Source organism: Thalassoglobus sp., assembly GCF_048270125.1.
In the GTDB taxonomy this organism is placed as follows: domain Bacteria; phylum Planctomycetota; class Planctomycetia; order Planctomycetales; family Planctomycetaceae; genus Thalassoglobus.
In genome coordinates, this window is the sequence record NZ_JBLWTN010000012.1 from 1 (window position 1) to 17,208 (window position 17,208).

Here is a 17,208-nt window from a genome sequence, read left to right on the forward strand (position 1 = left end):
CAATTCCGGCCACGGCGTTGTGTGGCACGCTCAGACTGGAGCGGAGCGCAAGGATGGGCGTGGCGAATTTCGTGTTGACTCTCATTCTTCCACCATTGGTAATGTTCTATCCATTTGCAGCGGTACGTCTTCTTCTCCTGCATACCAGCGAGCACTCGCCCATTTTCAACCAACTGCTGTCTCAGTTAGTAGGTTGGTGGAAGTTCGTCGATCGATGTTAATGGTGGGGTTCGCAACTTGATTATGAAAGAAATCATATCTTTTGAACAAGGTGCGACGAGGACGTAACCCACCAAATCGCTGTTCAAATTTTCTCCCCCCTGCGCCTCTGGTATGGGGACAAATTCAAACAATCCGGGAAAGCCGTGATGGTACCCCGCTGATCGTCTCGGCGACGCTGCTTGCGAAAGTACGTCTTGTGGTTATTTGAGTCGTGAACTCTCATTTTATTCGAGACCTTGTCGATGATTGAGTCTCTACTTCGTACTCGCCACGCCCATCCTTTCGCTTCGCTACAGTCTGAGTGTGCCACCCAATCCAACCGAACAAGTCGGTCAGGCCACCCCGCCGGCACAACAAGTATTGAAGATGCCCTCAAATGCTGCCATGAGAATTCCCAGTCGATTTCTCAGCCAGAAGTATAACCGGTTCCCATGCTTTGAAATCAATTCTGTACTCGATTTTTATTTCGAACTCATTTTTTGAAAGCAACAAATGGGCAGTAAGCGTCCAGCGTATCTTAAAGCCTTCGAGCACCCAATCTCACTGACCCGGTCCCCGTCTGTAGACACCGGCCAAACAGAGTCCCGTTCGGCGGATCAACTTGAATTTGCTTCCGTTCGAAAATACCGGGCGATCGATGTGCTAGGATTGTGAACAACGCGAGGCGACTATGATGAATGAAACAGAAGTTTTGTAGAATGGGAACATCACGGTCCGCTACGGTGCTGTGTGCGGGGCAGAATGAGCGGCCAAATTTCAATAAGAAACGCAAGATGTGAATTGCGAATCGAGTGTTTTTTCAATGGGACGTGAAGCTTGCCCAAACGGGGCTGAACGATAGTTACAGGCGCGACTTCACTGAAAGCTGTCTTTTGGCAGCGATTTATGGGGAGATTCATCATCAAATTGCTTGACGATTTCCGTCAGTTTCTTGCTGACGATGGCGTGACGTTGACGGAACTTTCACAGAAAGAATCGTTTGCGATCACGAAGCAGTGGACATCATCGTTCGCTGCTCAATCCAAGAATCTGTCTGAAATTCATGGGCGAAATGCTGTCGAGCATTGGTTGAAGACGACAGATGAAAATTTGATTCTACTCTTTCTATCAGCAAGAATTTCTGCCTTTCCGATTTCGGAAAACAGCAGACCTTGCACTGCGAACCGATATGAAGGTCGCCCCATCGACCTTTCCGCTTACAACGAACTTGAATTTGCAGTCTTCCCCGAATCGTACGAGTGGACGCTGATTCATACTCATGAAGACGGAGCGTTTGGAGGCCCGTACTTTCTCCAAAGTCTGAACTCTTCTTTATAACGCTGTTTTCACATGCTCTTAATAGTTCCTTAATCGGGGTGATTAGAATCCGTCGCATCACGCAACGCAGCAGCGTTGTTCCGCTTGAATCTCCTTCCAGTATCATTGAGGAAACGATGCCTGTTCATCACCCCGGTTCACCAACATCTCCTCGCCTAGAGCAGTTTGCTCTACCGTGTGCCCGTGAAGAACGCATTTCTCTAGTAAAAATGCTGTTCGCCACGAGGCAGATCCTGCAAACCAATTCGAAAGATGCTCTAAAGCAACGGAAAAATGGTTTCACACTGATCGAACTGTTAGTGGTTATTGCGATCATAGCGATATTAGTTGCGTTGCTTTTGCCTGCCGTTCAACAAGCCAGAGAGGCCGCCCGCAGAATTCAATGTAAGAACAATCTCAAACAGATCGGACTTGCCTTCCACAACTATCACGATGTTTACAAAATGTTCCCTGATGGAGGAAATGACGCCAGAGGGACAACTCCAGGGACCTTTGCTGGAAACTCGTGCAACGACTGCTGTAACGCGAATAGTCGAGCACATTGGAACTGGATGTATCAGATCCTGCCACAGATTGAACAGTCAAATCTTTTCAACGAGCCTGACGACAATGTGATCTATCGAACAGGTGTCGCAACCTTCAACTGTCCTAGTCGGAGAGCACCGGGTGTGTATGGCTCCAGCGCCAAAGCTGACTACGCGGGAAATGCTGGTGATGGACTGACTGCGTATAACGGAGCGATGAATCGACGTGGTTGTTATACAGCTAGACCTGTCCGTATGGCCGACTTGCTAGACGGAACTTCCAACACGCTGCTTGTTGCGGAGAAGCAGACAAATCCGCTCAACTTCGGTGGTTCCGGTGGGGATAATGAACCATGGGTCAACTCTGGTTGGGATCAGGATCAAGTTCGAGTCGGAGGTCCCGCGACTCATCCAATGTCGGATTATGACCACCCGTCCGAGCCGCCAACTCACTGGAGTTCTCGATTTGGTTCAATTCACCCTGGTGTCTTCCAAGGGGTTCTCGGTGACGGCTCAGTACGCACGATGTCGTTCAATCTGGACGCCGAAGTGTTCCGACGTATTTGTGTCCGGAATGACGGAGAAGTAGTGAGCGACTTCTAGAGCAAGTTTCGAATTGGTGTACAGGTTCTGCCTCATAGCTGTGAAGGATCTCACTGATGAAACGTTTCATCACGGGCAAGCGAGGCATTGAAAATACTCTCATAAGACTTTGATTGCTTACCGCATCACTTCGTCGCCTGCGAAGAGGTACGGTAAGTCTCTTTCCTAACTCCTTTTATGTTATCTCGATTCATGAAGAACAAATCAATTACAAGACTCACCCTGACATTCACCTTTGCTTTGGCGCTCTTTGCAGGATGTTCAGGAAGCTCAACCTCATCAGAGACAACACCAGAGGCTCAAATCGCTGAAGATGCTCGTCAGGTTGAAAACGAAGAACGAGCCCAGCGAGAACTCGAAGCACAATGATAGATGAACTCGTCCTTCTGTATGCTCAAATAAAGATGGCTCAGAAATGAACCGAGGCCAAGTAGCTCGGCGGACAATGTTCAGCTTTCAGTCTCGCACTCTGACAGTCGAGCATGCTTGGTTTGTCAGTTGCTTCTATAAATGAAAAAACGGCCTGGTCTCTCATTGAGACCGGGCCGTTTCTGTTCATTTTTTATTCAGCTTCTTTGATGGCTTCAACACACCCTTTCAGCGCAAGCATTTCTGACCGATATCTACAGGCGGGTCTTGATCTTGTAGGGATTTTACTTGTCGAACTGCGGTGTCGTTTATTATAAACAAACTGTACACAGTGAGGTTCGGATCATTTGTAGATGAGGGCCAGTTCAAGTGTCAAAACTTCTTTTTGCCAAAGTCAGTATTTCACTGTCTCTCTTCGCAACTCTTCTGACTCCACAGAAGGCAATCTCAGATGATGCTGAGACTCTTACGATTATTCGTGCAGGTTACGCTCATACAATTACATCGATTCGAAACGTGAAGTGTGAGTATTCGATCCGAACTGAGTCGTTCAGCAAAGATAACACTTTCAACTATGGGGGTGAGTTCCCATTTGTGCTTGCGGTTGAAGGTGACAAACACCATAAGAGCAGTGTTGAGGGATCAGTCGGACCTGGCTCTCATTCAGGGCCCCGTTGGTTTTCTGGTGATGGAGAATATCTCTACAAAATTGATCACAAATTCAAGGAAGTTAGAACTTACAAGCAGATTGATGGGACGGATGGATTACATAATCAATTCACACCGCTTACGTGCATGGGAGTGTACTTCAATTCGGGCGACTTGCAAAAGAGAAACTTGAGTCTAAATGACTTACTTCGTTTCCAGCCATTGAAGCTTGCAGGAAAAACCAAAATCGAAGGGGATACTTGTTGGGAAGTCCATTTAGATTACCCCGGAGTCAAGGAAGCAGATGATGTCCCGCTGAAAATCTGGTTCAATCCAAAACATGGTTACCTGCCCCAGCAGATCGATTACGGCGGTCATGGAAACATGGTTTACACCGTTGAAGAATTCATCCGAGTTCCAGTTGGAAGTTTGCAGATATCGTTCCCTGGTCTTGCGAAACTAAAAGCAACTTCGCATGAACTTATTCAGACAATTCGAACACAAAATGTGGAGGTCAATACCCAGCTGAATTCAGACCTGTTTCGGCCCAAGATTCCTTCCGGTTTTCGTACTATTTTTATGGAGGACATTGAACAGGTCATTGCTAGCGGTGAGCGAAACAAGCCCAAACATAATGGGAAAGCATCGGAAAGACGCGAAGCTGCTTTGGAGGCCCAAAGGCAGAAAAATAAAATTGCGGAGTCGAGTCAATCGACGTTCGACGCCACTCCAAAGAAAAAGAATATGATGCTGATAGTTCTTATGACAGGTGGGTTTATCATGCTCGTCGTCGCTTCACTGATGTCGTTGAAACGTGGCTAGCATTTCACTTTGAGAAAGGAAGAGTTAGCTGGCTAAGCAATTATGGGCAACATGCGTTTATTGCGGTCGTTTAGGCTGTTTTCATGCTATCAATGGAAACAGCATCGGGGGAAATGTTTGATTGTATGACTGAAAAAAATGAAGCAGACCTAAACGCCTGTGACAACTACCATGAACAACCAAGTGGGAAATCATACAAGTGTTCGGAGCCTAGTACACAACGATCCTCATATTGTCAAAACCCAACAACTGTCAATGGTTTTCAGTGCGAAGAGGTTGAAGAGGACTGCACTGGCGATGATGCCTTTGAATACACGTCGCTTGCTAATTGCCAATCTAATACGAGCCCAATTACGCTCACAACTGGGTGTTCAGATGAAAATCCAGGCCTTGTTATTTTCATCAGTGCAAACGCTTCTGGTAACGGCGACGACCCAGATTGTGATGGTGGTTGGGGGCCATTCTAATGAAATATAATTCTCGAAGAACAACCAGGGCTGCATTTACTATTGTTGAGGTTTTGGTTGTTCTTGGGGTACTCACTCTGATTCTGTCCGTTGCCATACCAGGAGTGATGAATGTTCGAGATAGCTCTCGAAAGCTTCAGTGTATGTCGCGGCTTCGTCAAATCGGAATCGCGACTGAATCCTTTTACGCATCTCGTAGAAAATATCCTGTTTTTTTGGCATCAGATCCCGGCTATCAAGGGCCAACGAGAAACGATTCTGTATTAGCTCAGTTACTACCTTACCTGGATCAGCAGCCACTCCATGATTCAATTATCCCTGAGAGTATGCCAAGCATGGGGGAGCCTCCGACTTCAAAAGTGAACTCGGAAGTTATCAAAACCAATGTCCTGGCGTTTGTATGTCCGTCTGATGATGTCCCTTCAGGGGGGACAAGTTTCAGAACGAACTACGGGACAACTACTGGAATCCATGCAACCTGGTCTTGGGGAAAGCCTCTTCCGGGCAAATTGGAAGAGCAAGGGCTGTGGGGCGGTTTACGCAGTGCAAACCAACCTGGAAAAATCCTTGATGGACTCTCCAATACTGTTTTCTTTAGCGAGAGATTGGTTGGCGATGGTGATTCAAGCGTATTCACACCTTCGCGTGATGTCGCGAAATCTGGTGGATACAGTCATCGACCAGCAGACGCAATTGCCAACTGTACGCTGGTGAAAGATGTCTCGGAGCACGCTTCATATTTGGGTTGGTCTTGGCTCCCTCAAGGGTATACGCATACTGCTTACAACCATGTGATGACACCAAATTCCAAACTACCAGATTGTTTTGACAACTGGAATCATCACACGATGGCTCAAGGCGCAATGACTGCCAGAAGCTATCACGCTGGAGGTGTCAATGTCGTCTTTGGAGACGGATCAAGCCGATTTATTAGTGACTCAATTGCCCTGGAAGTCTGGCGGGCACTTGGAACGAACCATGGAGGTGAAGTCACCAATGACTTTTGAAAGTAAGAAGAGACTCCTACCGAGGGTGCTATCTTTCTTAGGGCTGACATCTGTATTGGCTGCTCTCGTCGTCAACTACTTTCGACTTGATAGACGTTCTTACTCACTTGAACCACCTCAAAAGGAGTACAGGATAACAAGTAAGAAAGGGCGAGTCCAAACTATTAGAATTCCTCTCGTTAATTCAGGACGAAAAGAGATAAGAATCCATCGTGCGAGTGCTTCGTGTGGGTGCACTGTTATCGGGAAAACAGAGTCTCAGCCAATCCAACCAGGTGAAGTTGGTCACTTGGAATTGTCCGTCAACATTCCACGGGCAGGAACTAAGAAGAGCAAGGTTGTGGTCTATACACACCCTGCGTCGAAACCAATCGAGGTTTCCCTTTCTTTGGTTGGAATTGAATCTCCGTATCCGGGAATTACTTGGTATCCAAAGCCAATCCATATTGAAACTCACGAGGCCCAGTCTGCTTCTGAGAAGGAACTGGTCATTGAAGTTTATGAGAAACTCAATGAGAGTAAGTTTATCCTTGGGGCAGATTCTGATGACTCAGCCATGTTTATTGAGCTTACTGATGTGGTCGAACAAGAAGTCCCTGCCACACCTGATATCGTAAGGCGAAAGTACACATTTCAAATGGTTGTCACTGGCCCCGATCAACCAAAAGAGACAAAGGCAAACTTTGTAGAATTTCTAACGGACTCGAAGTTCTCAAAAGAGAATCCAACATTGCCTGTGCAAGTTACTTTTCATTCAAATTTCAATGTTTTTCCAGAGAGTGTGCTTGTTCCTTTGATTGATGGCAGTACAAAACTGAAAAAACAGATTATTCATATTGAGCCAAATACGGATTTGCTCCTCTCCGAGATTGATGAAGTAAAGGCCGGGAATGGGGTAACCGTAAAGAATGTAGAGTCGGCACCGGAAAAGTGCCTCATAGAAGTTTCTATCCAGCCCCCCGAGGGGATGGAAGGGAAGATGATGGAATCGAAGATTCAGGTTGACTTCGCTGACTCTAAGAGTTTGGAAATTCCAGTTTACTTTGTAGCAACCAATTAAGCTATCACACATTTTGTAGTGCACTTTCTTAGCCAAGTAAGGTCCGCTGTGCGGGGCGAATAGAGTTTTCTTCCGTTCGGAAATGCCGAATTACCGATATGCTGGGTATGTGAACAACTCGAGTCGAAGATCATGAATGGGCAGGGTGGTCCTGGTAATGATGAATCTTTCGTGCCACGGTTGTGCCAACCGTGCGGTGCGGAGTGATCGCTCTTGCTGGACGTTATCGTATCGTAGAATGTTGCATCTACTCTCGCACGGCTCGCAGAGACCGTGGCACGCCATCCGTTCTAAACAAGGCCACACCCCGCCTTTGTTGGGTTACGCGAATCTCCAATTGAAACAGAGTTGCCAGAAACAATTCCAACGGTTTCCAGCAACCAAAGCAAACTCTTATTCGCTTCACCCAACCTACGATTACTGAATCACCTATCCAGTCAGTACAGTCGTGTTTTCTCGTACGATGCTTTCGTATTGTTCCTTCATATCGTTTGGAAGGAATGATGCGGAGATGAGTTTCAACGATGGTTCGAGAGCATTGATTTGATCAGAAATCACTCTTTTTGCCGCCCTCTCTGGAATTTCACAGTATTCAGCAAATTCAAGCCAGTTCTGTTTCGTGAAGTTCTTGTCTCGTCCACCGATCGGCATGGCGAGAGTATCATCAGGAATAACGAGTTTGGTACAAACGAGATCATAGGCCGGTGATAAACGGCGTATTCCCTCCGATGTGGTGAGGAGCGAAAAGTTTTTTAGGTGCATGTCTCCATTTTGCATCCACCAAGAAAACAGGATCAATCGATAGAGCTTCTGGACTTCGATCAAGGGTTCGGAAGCGAACTTGCGAACAATTTTTACGCACAGTTCTGCCGACCCATCGTATTTGTCTTTGAGTCGTTTCTCTGCCAGTTGACAGAAGTCTTCGACTTGCAACTTAGAGCCGTCCTCCAGTCGATCAAAACGTTTGATGATGTAGGCGTTCGCATCGTCCTTGAATCGTACAAGACCGAAAGGTGGCACCTCGATACCAACGAGTCGTGCCATTAACATGGTTAGCTGTTCGTTTTGTGGCACTGACGAGAATCTTGATGTTTCTGGTTTGAGAATGTAGCGACTTCCAATTGATGCAACCTCAAGAGCAGTCCTATCGGATGATAGGGTCAATGAAACTTTCTCTTGTGCCCCCGAGATCGACATCTTTCCTGCCATTTTGGTGGCAGCAAGGCTGTAGAGTTTTGATAGTTCGACATCGAACACCGGAAAGGTCTTTGTTCCAAAGAGTGCTTCAAGGCACTCTGGATGGTACATCTCCTTGCCAGTGACATCTTCAAGGCAGATGAAGCAATTCGTTGTCACGGGATCGCCTCAGGTTCAAGTGGTTCGATTTCCACTGCTCCCACGCAGTCACCGCAGGTTGCAAGAAGCAAGCCGAAGGGGTCATCCTTTGAAATCTTGAGTTTTTTGGAGGACACATCCAACAACCATCCTTCTGGAAGGAGGTTCTCGAAAAATGGATGAAGCCCAGGACTGTCGTATGGCTCAGGGCGAAGCGGCAGGGTCAGGGAAACAGGTACAGCATCCTTTCGGGCCAACCATTCCGGCAAGTATCTGAAACGAGTTTTGTCTTCGATCTCTTCGAGGACGCCGACTGGCTGCCCTGAAAGTAGAACTTGTCCGCTTCTGTTCTTCATCAGTCACCTTCATCTCTTGGAGCTTCAATGTGCGATAACATCTGTCCAAAGACTCGTAAGACCCGGTTGACGGCATCCATTCGCAATGTGGTCTTTCCTCGCTCCAGTTCCGATATGAACCGAGTTCCTACACCAGCCAACTCTCCTAACTCCTGTTGAGTCAGATTGTTGGCTTGACGCCGTGTTCGAACGAATTCCCCAATTGCTTGGGGACTTTCCTTGATTGTGTTCGTCATATTCAACGTGTTCCCGATCGGGAATGAATCTGGTGGTGGTTCCCGAACGGGAAAATTACCGATCGGGAAGATGCAGCGATCATATGCCATCGATTGTTAAACGTCAAGAATGGTATTGTCCCGATCGGGAAGATGTAAATCGTTGCCACGCCACTTTATTCCCGAGCGGGACAATTTATGTTCTTTCAGGTATTCCCGATCGGGAATACCCTTCTGTTGCCTGAAGGACGATAAACGTGCCTCAAAACACCGTCAGTGACGCCAGCCGAGAGGCAGTTTGCTCATATTTCCGAACAGCCGATTCAAGTGTTTTCAAGACAAGAGAGCTTCAAAAGCTGGTTGGGAAGATGAAAGGTGAATGGGGGTTACCAGCTTCCACATCGTTCGAAGAGGTGGTGAAATGTGCTGGTCTTGTGAAGGTGCGACTCGCTTTTCCAAGCCGTCCCGAAGTGAGGTACTGCAAAGAAGGTGTTTCGATCTACGAGTTGGTGTTGTCAGTAAAGCCAGAGTCGTATCTGACTCATCACACAGCACTCCATCTGCACGGACTTGTTGAGAACGCTCCAGAAAATGTTTTTGTCAACGCAGAGCAGTCTCCAAAGCCTCGCTGGGAATCGCACCTTCAGCAAGAGAAAATCGATTGGGCTTTTCAGCGGCAACCACGGACGACCAGCAATATTGCCGAATACGATGAGAGACGAGTGTTTCTACTCTCGGGGCAGGGTGGTCCTGGTAATGATGAATCTTTCGTGCCACGGTTGTGCCAACCGTGCGGTGCGGAGTGATCGCTCTTGCTGGACGTTTTCGTATCGTAGAATGTTGCATCTACTCTCGCACGGCTCGCAGAGACCGTGGCACGCCATCCGTTCTAAACAAGGCCACCCCGCCCAGAGGAATTGATAAGTAAGCGATAGTGGGCGGGATTTGGTTTTAGATTTGAGTACAATTATCGAATAGTTTGATAAGTGGAAAGAAGGACCGATGATATGAATGTTTTTTTCGTTAAGCGTGAGAACTCAACTTGGCATTGTCAGTATCGGACGACTCCACTGCACGTCAGTGTATTTGCGGGGGCAACAGCAGCAAACACGATCGAGTCGTCGACAGTGATGGAAGATGATGGAAGTGTGGTCGTCAACGTATCAGGCGACGTTCGCATGGTACGGAGCGGAAAATTTGTGCCGTCTTTATTCATGCAGCTTTCCACTACTTTAATACTTTCCGAAACGATCAAGGAGCAACTGAAGAAGCTTGGAGCCAAGGTGTTTACCCCTGTGGTTTTTGAGAAGCTAGTTGATATTGACATGCCTCCAATCGGAGATGATACGTGGTTCCAAAGCGTAACTTACCCACCAGGACCAGAGCCAGACTTTGAGTTGTTTACACGACCAGATGTGCCTGACTTCCATAAGAAAATCGAAGACTACTACGTACTTGAGTGTCCGACAATTTATGGGATACGTAAAAAACTTCCAGATATTCGTCGAGTCACTGCAAATTTTGGATCATTTCGCTGTGAAGAACGCGAGAGAGTGTTGGTTTCGAAACGACTACTACAAGACCATCCGGTTATTTGGGACAGTAGTTTCGTGTTCCGAGAGGATGCATTTGCTGTCATCGCTCCATACTTAGATCTTGATTACTTCTCTATTGCAAGGGCACAAATAGACTGATGAGCGGAATGGCTCATTGACTGATTGATAACCATTGAGTGCCACAACTTTGTGAGGCTGTTCAAAGTTATTTGCGTGGCGAATGGCATATCCAGCAGTGAACTTCAAACTAAACGAATTAAAGAGAGTGACGAACTTGGAGTTGAGTTCGTATTTGTTTGATTTACTGTTTCATTCTGCTGCCTCACCCTTTCACAAACAGGAGGCGGATGGGCGTGGCGAATTTCGTGTTGACTCTCATTCTTCCACCATTGGTAATGTTCTATCCATTTGCAGCGGGACGTTTTCTTCTCCTGCGTATCAGCGTGCACTCGACCATTCCCAATCAACTGCTGTCTCAGCAAGCTGTTTTCGTACCGGGTTCTCATGGATGTAATCAATGATCGAAAGCAGAGTCTTGACTTGATCGACATTTCGATCATAGCCGCCTCCAGGTTGCCAGATACGACGACGTGAACGCTTTCCTTCGACCACGCTGATCCTGGGGATCCACTCGGGTGCATTTTCTTCTAACCAGCGAACAGCTTGTCTTGCGAATCGTTCTTTCACAAACCCCTGGAACTTGCCAATGATTTTTCCTGGTTCACGTGGAGAGACCAGTAAGTGAACGTGATCGGGCATCAGTACCCAAGCCCAAAGGTCAACCGGAAAACGTTGTCGCCCTGCTTCGAGAGCGTCGACAAACCATTGTCGTGAACGATCTTTCGAGAGGAATTGATAACGCCGATAACATGAAAACGTGAGTGATCGTGGAGTTCGATCCTGATCGTATCGGCGACGCTGCTTGCAAAAATACGTCTTGTCGTTATTTGAGTCGTGAACTCTCATTATCTTCGAGACCTTGTCAGTGATAGAGTCTCTGCTTCGTGCTCGCCACGCCCATCCTTTCGCTTCGCTGCAGTCTGGGCGTGCCACACAATCTGTTTATCTCGGCGCAGCTCTGTTCCGTATGTGGTCATGGTGAACATAATGGCAAGCGTTTGGCCCGTTTGCTGATTCATTCGATTCAGACTCGAATAGAGATTATTTTTTATTCTTTGATATTAGCGCGTAAATTAGCCCCGGGTCAATGACCCGGGGCTAAATGGACTATTGAAGATACGAAGTGTTCAATATGAGACTATGAACATCCCATTGATTGACCACAGTTGTGGCACAAGTAGCAGTTGCCGTTTCTTACGGTGATTGAGCCGCAGGCGTCGCAGGCGGGGGCGTCACTTTGGAAGTGGGCGAACTGTTCGTCGCGGTTTGTTGAGCGTTCAGCGTTGAGTCCTGAGACTTCCATCTGGAGGCTCGGTGAACCGTTTGTGTTGTGCCCGTTTCCGTTGGAACCGTGACCGTTACTTCCGTTGGGGGAAACATTGGTTTTGGTTTTATCCAGGATACGGTTGATAGCGGTTGAAGCGGTCTCCTGTGCTTCGCCCTCTGCTTCATCTTGAAGCGAGGGCTTAGGCGGGTTTCCCGCACCACTCTCGTCCTTCGAATCTTCGATACGATTCGGCGTGTTCGCTTCGCGGTAACCTTCGAGGAAGGTGATGCCGAGCCAGCGGAAGATGTAATCGACTACGCTCTTCGCCACCGGGATGTCGGGATTTGTCGTCCATCCGGAAGGTTCAAAGCGTGCGTGGCTGAACTTGTTGACCATCGCTTCGAGTGGGACGCCGAACTGCAAGGCGAGTGAGGTCTCGGTTCCGATGACATCCATGAGTCCGCCGATTGTGGAACCTTCTTTGGCCATCACAATGAACAGCTCGCCCGGTTTTCCATCTTCGAACAGGCCGACTGTGATGTAGCCTTCGTGTCCGCCAACGTTGAACTTGTGGGTGAGTGAATGTCGGGTGTCGGGAAGTCGACGACGTTTGGGGGCTTCACTGGCACCGGTTCCCGCTTTGCGGTCGCCTTCTTTCTTCGTCGCCAATGGTTGCGACTGTTTCGAGCCATCACGATAGATCGCCAGAGCTTTGAGGCCGGACTTCCAACCTTCGATGTAGGCGAGTTCGATGTCTTCGACAGTCGAGTCTGCTGGCATATTGACGGTTTTGGAAATTGCACCGGAGAGGAATGGCTGCGCGGCGGCCATCATGCCGACGTGACCTTTCCAGTGAATTGAACGTTTGCCGTTCGCTGGCTTGAAGGCACAGTCGTAAACCGGAAGGTGTTCGTCCTTGAGGCCGGGAGCACCTTCGATGGTTTCGTGTTCTTCGAGGTATTCGAGAATGCCTTTGATTTCCGGTTCATCATAACCAAGAACTTGCAGCGAATATGGAACCGTCTGGTTGACGATTTTCATCATTCCGCCGCCAGCGAGTTGCTTGTACTTAATGAGGGCGATGTCAGGCTCGATGCCGGTGGTATCGCAATCCATCATGAAGGCGATGGTTCCGGTTGGTGCGAGGACGGTCGCCTGAGCGTTGCGGTAACCATGGCGGCGACCGAGTTGCAGACACTCGTTCCAGGTTTGGCGAGCTGCATCACGGAGGTAGCTCGGGCAGGCTGGGGTGATTTCTTCAACTGCATCGCGGTGCATTTGCATGACGTCGAGCATTGGCTGTTCGTTTTCACGATAGCCAGCAAACGGTCCGATGTTCCCAGCGATCTCGGCGGAGGTGCGGTAACCTTCTCCGTTGAGCAGGGCTGTCAAAGCTCCAGCAATGCCACGACCGGCGTCGCTGTCGTAGGGAATTCCCATCGACATCAGCATACTGCCAAGGTTGGCAAATCCGAGGCCGAGCGGACGGAACATGTGCGAGTTCTCAGCGATTGCCGGCGTTGGGTAGCTGGCGTGGTCGACGAGAATTTCTTGGGCTGTGATGAAGATCGAACAGGCCCGGCGGAAACGTTCGACATCGAAGCTGCCGTCTGGTCGCATCATCTTTTTGAGATTGATGCTGGAGAGGTTGCAAGCGGTGTCGTCGAGGAACATGTACTCGGAGCATGGGTTCGATGCGTTGATCGGCCCGGTGTTTTTGCACGTGTGCCATTTGTTGATGGTGGTGTCGAACTGGACGCCCGGATCGCCACACTGCCAGGTTCCCTTCGCCATTTCGTGGAGGATTTCACGAGCTTTGTAAGTCGGTCCTGCTTGTGTTGGATCTGTGACCCAGCGAGTGGTCCAGTCGTCATCGTTTTCGACGGCTTCCATGAACTCGTCACTCAGGCGGACAGAGAGATTCGCGTTCTGGAACATGATCGACGAGTAAGCTTCGCCATTGAAGTTCGAGTCGTACTCACCACTGGCGATCAGCGTGTGAGCTTTCTTTTCTTCCTTGGTTTTGCACTGAATGAAGTCCATGACATCCGGGTGCCAATCTTTGATGGACTGCATTTTTGCAGCGCGACGTGTTTTTCCGCCCGATTTCACGACAGCTGCGATTTGATCGTAAACCCGCATAAAGGAGAGCGGTCCGGAAGGAGTTCCGCCTCCGGAAAGTTTTTCGCGTGAGCTGCGGATTGTTGAGAGGTCGGTTCCTGTTCCGGAGCCAAACTTAAAGAGCATCGCTTCCGATGTCGCCAACCGCATGATGCCGTCCATGGAGTCATCCACAGACTGAATGAAGCAGGCAGATGCTTGAGGGTACTCGTAAGGCGTTTCAGGTCGAGCAACCACTCTAGCTTGAGTATCAAACCGATAATTTCCCTGGGACCCTTTCACGCCATATTGGTGAAATAGCCCTACGTTGAACCATACAGGGCTGTTGAATGAGCCATGTTGGTGTGTGCAGAGCCAAGCAAGTTCGCGGTAGAAGTTTTCTCCATCTTCATGTGATGCAAAGTAACCATCCTGTATGCCCCAGTCGGTGATGGTGCGCGCAACCCGGTAAATGACCTGTCGAACGCTGGTTTCGCGTTCGGGGGTGTCTGGTTCACCGAAGAAGTATTTTGAGACGACAACATTGGTCGCAAGGGCGGACCATGAAGAGGGGACCATGCAGTCGGTTTGTTCGAAGAGAACTCCGCCGCTTTCATCTTTAATTTGAGCAGTTCGTGGGACCCAATCCACAGTGTCAAATGGGTCCACTCCCGCTGGGCAGAAGTAAGGGTCTACTCGCAAGCCAGATGCTTGAGTGCCCACCGAGGAGAAATTGTCGTTTTGAGTTTGCGAAGTATTTTGTGGCATAGTTGTTCCATCCGTATTGTGCATCATGCACCTCTCCAGGTTTCATCGCTTAAAGTTGGAATCCACACACTGTGTTTTTCCGCCCGCGGTCTTCACGATTCGTTTGTCCATCCTCAACTGCGCAGCATTTAGTGAACTGAATGTTTGTGCACTGTACGTCCGTAGATATCTATTCTATCGGGAAGGAAAAAGCTGAGCTGTGATTAATCTGAGAGAAATCCGCAACTTTGCACAACTTATTGTGCAAGTGTTAGAAGTGGACGCTAGATATTGTGAACACAGGATGCGTCAGAATATAAATTCTGCGTTCAAAATGTCAATTGGATTGATAGATGAAGAAGCGAATAATGCCGGTAGCGTTGACGAAAAGCCAATGGTAGCTTGAGGTAACGACTTTTAGAATTTCTGAAGTTTGCGAAAGGGTCTGGTCTTGTGGGGAACCACACTATCTGGATGCTTTGTGCGGGTTAGGCACATCTGGTTGTGTTTTTTACAGCTCGGTTGATATTTATGCGAGCGGTTTGGCTGGTCGGGGCAAAGCAAGATTGAAGAGGCTCAGAAGCCCAGCCGTGAAGAGTTGCGACTTCCGGACGACTGGACGTTCTTTCCAGACGTTGTAATTGATCTTTTCGATGCCGTTTAAGACCAGCAGTCCCCCGCGGATCATTAAGTCAATGTCTACCTTGAGCCTTCCAGGCATCGCAGCGACCAAAGGCTTTCCATCAAGAAGATATTTTCGTGTTCGGTCCACTTCAAAAGACATCAACTCACGAAACGCGTCGTTCGCTTGCTCGGCCATCAGGTCTTCCTCGGAGTATCTGAACCGTTGCCGGTCTTCTGATGGCAGGTAGACGCGACCGATTGCTTTGTCCCGGCAAACATCTTGCCAGAAGTTTGCGAGTTGCAAGCCGGTGCAAATGGAATCCGAATAAGCCTCGTTTTCGGTGTTGTTGCGATTTGCCAGGTGTAGAACGATTCGGCCCACCGGATTCGCACTTCGCTGACAGTAATCTTCTAGCTGAGCGAATGTCGCATAAGTTGTGACCGTTTGGTCTTGGATAAATGCTGAAATCAGGTTTGCGAATGGGGTAATTGGAATCGAAAACTGCTCGATCGTTGTGCGCAGAGCAGTAAACACAGGGTGAACGCATTCGCCTCGATAGCAATTCTCCAGCTCTGCCTGCCACCATTCGAGTAGCCTGAGCGAGTCGGACGCTGAAGGGATCTCGTCACCCAGGTCGTCCGCCCAACGACAAAAGGCGTAGACGTTTGCGAAATGTTGTCGGAGAGGTTTGGGGACGGCCCAAGAGATGACGGGGAAGTTCTCGTAGTGAGACGTTGCGAGATTCCACGTATATTTCTTAGCAGAATTCTGGTCGAGCGGTTTCGGGTTTGATCCTGGGCCCCATTTCTCCAGCTCAGCAATAATCGTGGACACAGAAGAATCCAATCAAGCGGCTGATCAAATAGAACAAGGACGCCTGAAGGCGTCCTTGTGTTGTTTTAAACTCTCGGGCAGAAGTTGAGTGCTCTCCTCTGCCTGACTTAGAGGGATCTAAGTCTTGATCATCTTACGCTTTGCGCGGCGAGCCTGAGCACTTGCAGGACGTTTGCCGTGGTTTGCTTTTTTCAGTCTTCGTTGTGTTTTGGCCATGGGACTTCGATACTCTTGAAATTGATCCGAAAATTGCGTTTGTGTCTCAAATAGTGGGGAAATACCCGAAATTTGAGATTTCGGAGAGGTCTTCAAATAATTTTCAACGCCGAATTGGCGAGCTGAGTCAATGAACTCGTTGTATTATAGGAGTTGAACATCGTCTTGAAAAGGATGATTTCGTGAGAGAATTGATAGTCAGCCTTGGTTTTCATGGTCTCCCAAGCGTCAAAACGGCAGCTGTCGAAGCCATGGAAAGTTTAAGCAGGCTCTTCTCTCTTATAAATCGAAGTTGGCATCCGAGGTTCCTCCATCTGGGACAGGGAACGTCAGTTTCGAGGATGGGTCTGTGTACTCTTCGGGGATGATTTGTTTCGGCAGCTCGACAGACGACTGTCCTCCGTCGTTGCCAACTGACATCGCTTCGAGTTGTCCAGCGTCCATTCCTTCGTCTGGGTTGAGGGCCATATCTCCTCCCTCAACTTTTGAAAAGAATATGGTATTCACGCCGGGGACAGCTCCTTGAACTAATTTGTAATTCCCTTCCGCGTCCGTTTTGGCAAACGAGCCATAGTTTGGAAATTCAGGGTTGAGGAAGTTGACCTCGACACCTTCAACCGGTTCGCCGTCGATAGTCACTTTTCCAGAAACAGAGGCGCGAGGAGGGCCATTGCTTCCACCACCGCAACCAACAAAAAATATCGAGACTGACAGTAAAGTAAGTGGGATCGACCACTTCATATGCTGGGGTTTCATTTTTTGCCACTAATGTAATGTGTTGAGACGGAATAATATGTG

Annotated in this window: 17 protein-coding genes; 9 read left to right on the plus strand and 8 right to left on the minus strand. The window is 48.5% G+C overall.

The genetic code is table 11. The annotated features are described in order from the left end of the window. From ACN0YR_RS14425 to ACN0YR_RS14455, 7 genes are all read left to right on the plus strand, one after another. On the plus strand, nt 1-221 hold a 221-nt coding region (locus ACN0YR_RS14425; protein WP_417849943.1), incomplete at its 5' end, for a hypothetical protein. 886 nt (nt 222-1,107) lie between these two features. Beyond that, the gene (locus ACN0YR_RS14430; RefSeq protein ID WP_417849944.1) at nt 1,108-1,539 is read left to right on the plus strand and encodes a hypothetical protein; all 432 of its coding nucleotides are present in this window, start codon (nt 1,108-1,110) and stop codon (nt 1,537-1,539) included. A 116-nt stretch (nt 1,540-1,655) separates the two neighbouring features. Continuing rightward, a complete protein-coding gene (locus tag ACN0YR_RS14435) occupies nt 1,656-2,666 on the plus strand; it encodes a DUF1559 domain-containing protein (RefSeq protein ID WP_417849945.1) in 1,011 nt (336 codons plus the stop codon). 192 nt (nt 2,667-2,858) lie between these two features. Next, nucleotides 2,859-3,035: a hypothetical protein gene (locus ACN0YR_RS14440; protein ID WP_417849946.1), complete on the plus strand. Its 177-nt coding sequence runs from the start codon at nt 2,859-2,861 to the stop codon at nt 3,033-3,035. 369 nt (nt 3,036-3,404) lie between these two features. Further along, nucleotides 3,405-4,505 (plus strand): hypothetical protein, encoded by a 1,101-nt coding sequence (locus tag ACN0YR_RS14445; RefSeq protein WP_417849947.1) that lies wholly within the window; start codon nt 3,405-3,407, stop codon nt 4,503-4,505. Nucleotides 4,506-5,079: 574 nt separating this feature from the next. Next, nucleotides 5,080-5,979, plus strand: a complete 900-nt coding sequence (locus ACN0YR_RS14450) for a DUF1559 domain-containing protein (protein WP_417849948.1) — start codon at nt 5,080-5,082, stop codon at nt 5,977-5,979. Continuing rightward, nucleotides 5,951-7,039, plus strand: a complete 1,089-nt coding sequence (locus tag ACN0YR_RS14455; protein WP_417849949.1) for a DUF1573 domain-containing protein — start codon at nt 5,951-5,953, stop codon at nt 7,037-7,039. Before ACN0YR_RS14450 ends, ACN0YR_RS14455 begins: the two co-directional genes overlap by 29 nt. 429 nt (nt 7,040-7,468) lie before the next feature. Here ACN0YR_RS14455 and ACN0YR_RS14460 read toward each other — a convergent pair whose 3' ends face one another. The 3 genes from ACN0YR_RS14460 to ACN0YR_RS14470 are packed head-to-tail and all read right to left on the minus strand — an operon-like array spanning nt 7,469 to nt 9,056. Then, nucleotides 7,469-8,395: a type II toxin-antitoxin system HipA family toxin gene (locus ACN0YR_RS14460; RefSeq protein WP_417849950.1), complete on the minus strand. Its 927-nt coding sequence runs from the start codon at nt 8,393-8,395 to the stop codon at nt 7,469-7,471. Continuing rightward, nucleotides 8,392-8,730 carry a HipA N-terminal domain-containing protein gene (locus tag ACN0YR_RS14465; RefSeq protein ID WP_417849951.1) on the minus strand — a complete coding sequence of 113 codons (339 nt, stop codon included), beginning with the start codon at nt 8,728-8,730 and terminating at the stop codon, nt 8,392-8,394. Before ACN0YR_RS14465 ends, ACN0YR_RS14460 begins: the two co-directional genes overlap by 4 nt. Beyond that, the gene (locus ACN0YR_RS14470) at nt 8,730-9,056 is read right to left on the minus strand and encodes a helix-turn-helix transcriptional regulator (protein WP_417849952.1); all 327 of its coding nucleotides are present in this window, start codon (nt 9,054-9,056) and stop codon (nt 8,730-8,732) included. Before ACN0YR_RS14470 ends, ACN0YR_RS14465 begins: the two co-directional genes overlap by 1 nt. Nucleotides 9,057-9,202: 146 nt before the next feature. On the opposite strand from ACN0YR_RS14470, the gene ACN0YR_RS14475 reads away from it, so the two are divergent. Further along, nucleotides 9,203-9,751 carry a hypothetical protein gene (locus tag ACN0YR_RS14475; RefSeq protein ID WP_417849953.1) on the plus strand — a complete coding sequence of 183 codons (549 nt, stop codon included), beginning with the start codon at nt 9,203-9,205 and terminating at the stop codon, nt 9,749-9,751. 201 nt (nt 9,752-9,952) lie between these two features. Further along, nucleotides 9,953-10,639, plus strand: coding sequence for a hypothetical protein (locus ACN0YR_RS14480; RefSeq protein WP_417849954.1), 687 nt, complete (start codon nt 9,953-9,955; stop codon nt 10,637-10,639). A 300-nt stretch (nt 10,640-10,939) separates the two neighbouring features. Here ACN0YR_RS14480 and ACN0YR_RS14485 read toward each other — a convergent pair whose 3' ends face one another. From ACN0YR_RS14485 to ACN0YR_RS14505, 5 genes are all read right to left on the minus strand, one after another. Then, nucleotides 10,940-11,467 (minus strand): REP-associated tyrosine transposase, encoded by a 528-nt coding sequence (locus ACN0YR_RS14485; RefSeq protein WP_417849955.1) that lies wholly within the window; start codon nt 11,465-11,467, stop codon nt 10,940-10,942. A 292-nt stretch (nt 11,468-11,759) separates the two neighbouring features. Beyond that, nucleotides 11,760-14,756, minus strand: coding sequence for a vitamin B12-dependent ribonucleotide reductase (locus ACN0YR_RS14490; protein WP_417850039.1), 2,997 nt, complete (start codon nt 14,754-14,756; stop codon nt 11,760-11,762). Nucleotides 14,757-15,264: 508 nt separating this feature from the next. Next, the gene (gene hpnC / locus ACN0YR_RS14495) at nt 15,265-16,194 is read right to left on the minus strand and encodes a squalene synthase HpnC (protein WP_417849956.1); all 930 of its coding nucleotides are present in this window, start codon (nt 16,192-16,194) and stop codon (nt 15,265-15,267) included. 117 nt (nt 16,195-16,311) lie between these two features. Next, nucleotides 16,312-16,410 (minus strand): 50S ribosomal protein bL37, encoded by a 99-nt coding sequence (locus ACN0YR_RS14500; protein WP_417849957.1) that lies wholly within the window; start codon nt 16,408-16,410, stop codon nt 16,312-16,314. Between the two features lie 279 nt (nt 16,411-16,689). Beyond that, nucleotides 16,690-17,166, minus strand: coding sequence for a hypothetical protein (locus ACN0YR_RS14505; protein WP_417849958.1), 477 nt, complete (start codon nt 17,164-17,166; stop codon nt 16,690-16,692). Between the last annotated feature and the right edge of the window lie 42 nt (nt 17,167-17,208).

Bases quoted from the DNA above. Each gene is read 5' to 3' on its own strand.
- ACN0YR_RS14500 (WP_417849957.1), bottom strand. From the start codon at position 16,410: ATGGCCAAAACACAACGAAGACTGAAAAAAGCAAACCACGGCAAACGT.
- ACN0YR_RS14465 (WP_417849951.1), bottom strand. From the start codon at position 8,730: ATGAAGAACAGAAGCGGACAAGTTCTACTTTCAGGGCAGCCAGTCGGC.
- ACN0YR_RS14480 (WP_417849954.1), top strand. From the start codon at position 9,953: ATGAATGTTTTTTTCGTTAAGCGTGAGAACTCAACTTGGCATTGTCAG.
- ACN0YR_RS14485 (WP_417849955.1), bottom strand. From the start codon at position 11,467: ATGAGAGTTCACGACTCAAATAACGACAAGACGTATTTTTGCAAGCAG.
- ACN0YR_RS14430 (WP_417849944.1), top strand. From the start codon at position 1,108: ATGGGGAGATTCATCATCAAATTGCTTGACGATTTCCGTCAGTTTCTT.
- ACN0YR_RS14440 (WP_417849946.1), top strand. From the start codon at position 2,859: ATGAAGAACAAATCAATTACAAGACTCACCCTGACATTCACCTTTGCT.
- ACN0YR_RS14435 (WP_417849945.1), top strand. From the start codon at position 1,656: ATGCCTGTTCATCACCCCGGTTCACCAACATCTCCTCGCCTAGAGCAG.
- ACN0YR_RS14470 (WP_417849952.1), bottom strand. From the start codon at position 9,056: ATGGCATATGATCGCTGCATCTTCCCGATCGGTAATTTTCCCGTTCGG.
- ACN0YR_RS14505 (WP_417849958.1), bottom strand. From the start codon at position 17,166: ATGAAACCCCAGCATATGAAGTGGTCGATCCCACTTACTTTACTGTCA.
- ACN0YR_RS14450 (WP_417849948.1), top strand. From the start codon at position 5,080: ATGAATGTTCGAGATAGCTCTCGAAAGCTTCAGTGTATGTCGCGGCTT.
- ACN0YR_RS14455 (WP_417849949.1), top strand. From the start codon at position 5,951: ATGGAGGTGAAGTCACCAATGACTTTTGAAAGTAAGAAGAGACTCCTA.
- ACN0YR_RS14490 (WP_417850039.1), bottom strand. From the start codon at position 14,756: ATGCCACAAAATACTTCGCAAACTCAAAACGACAATTTCTCCTCGGTG.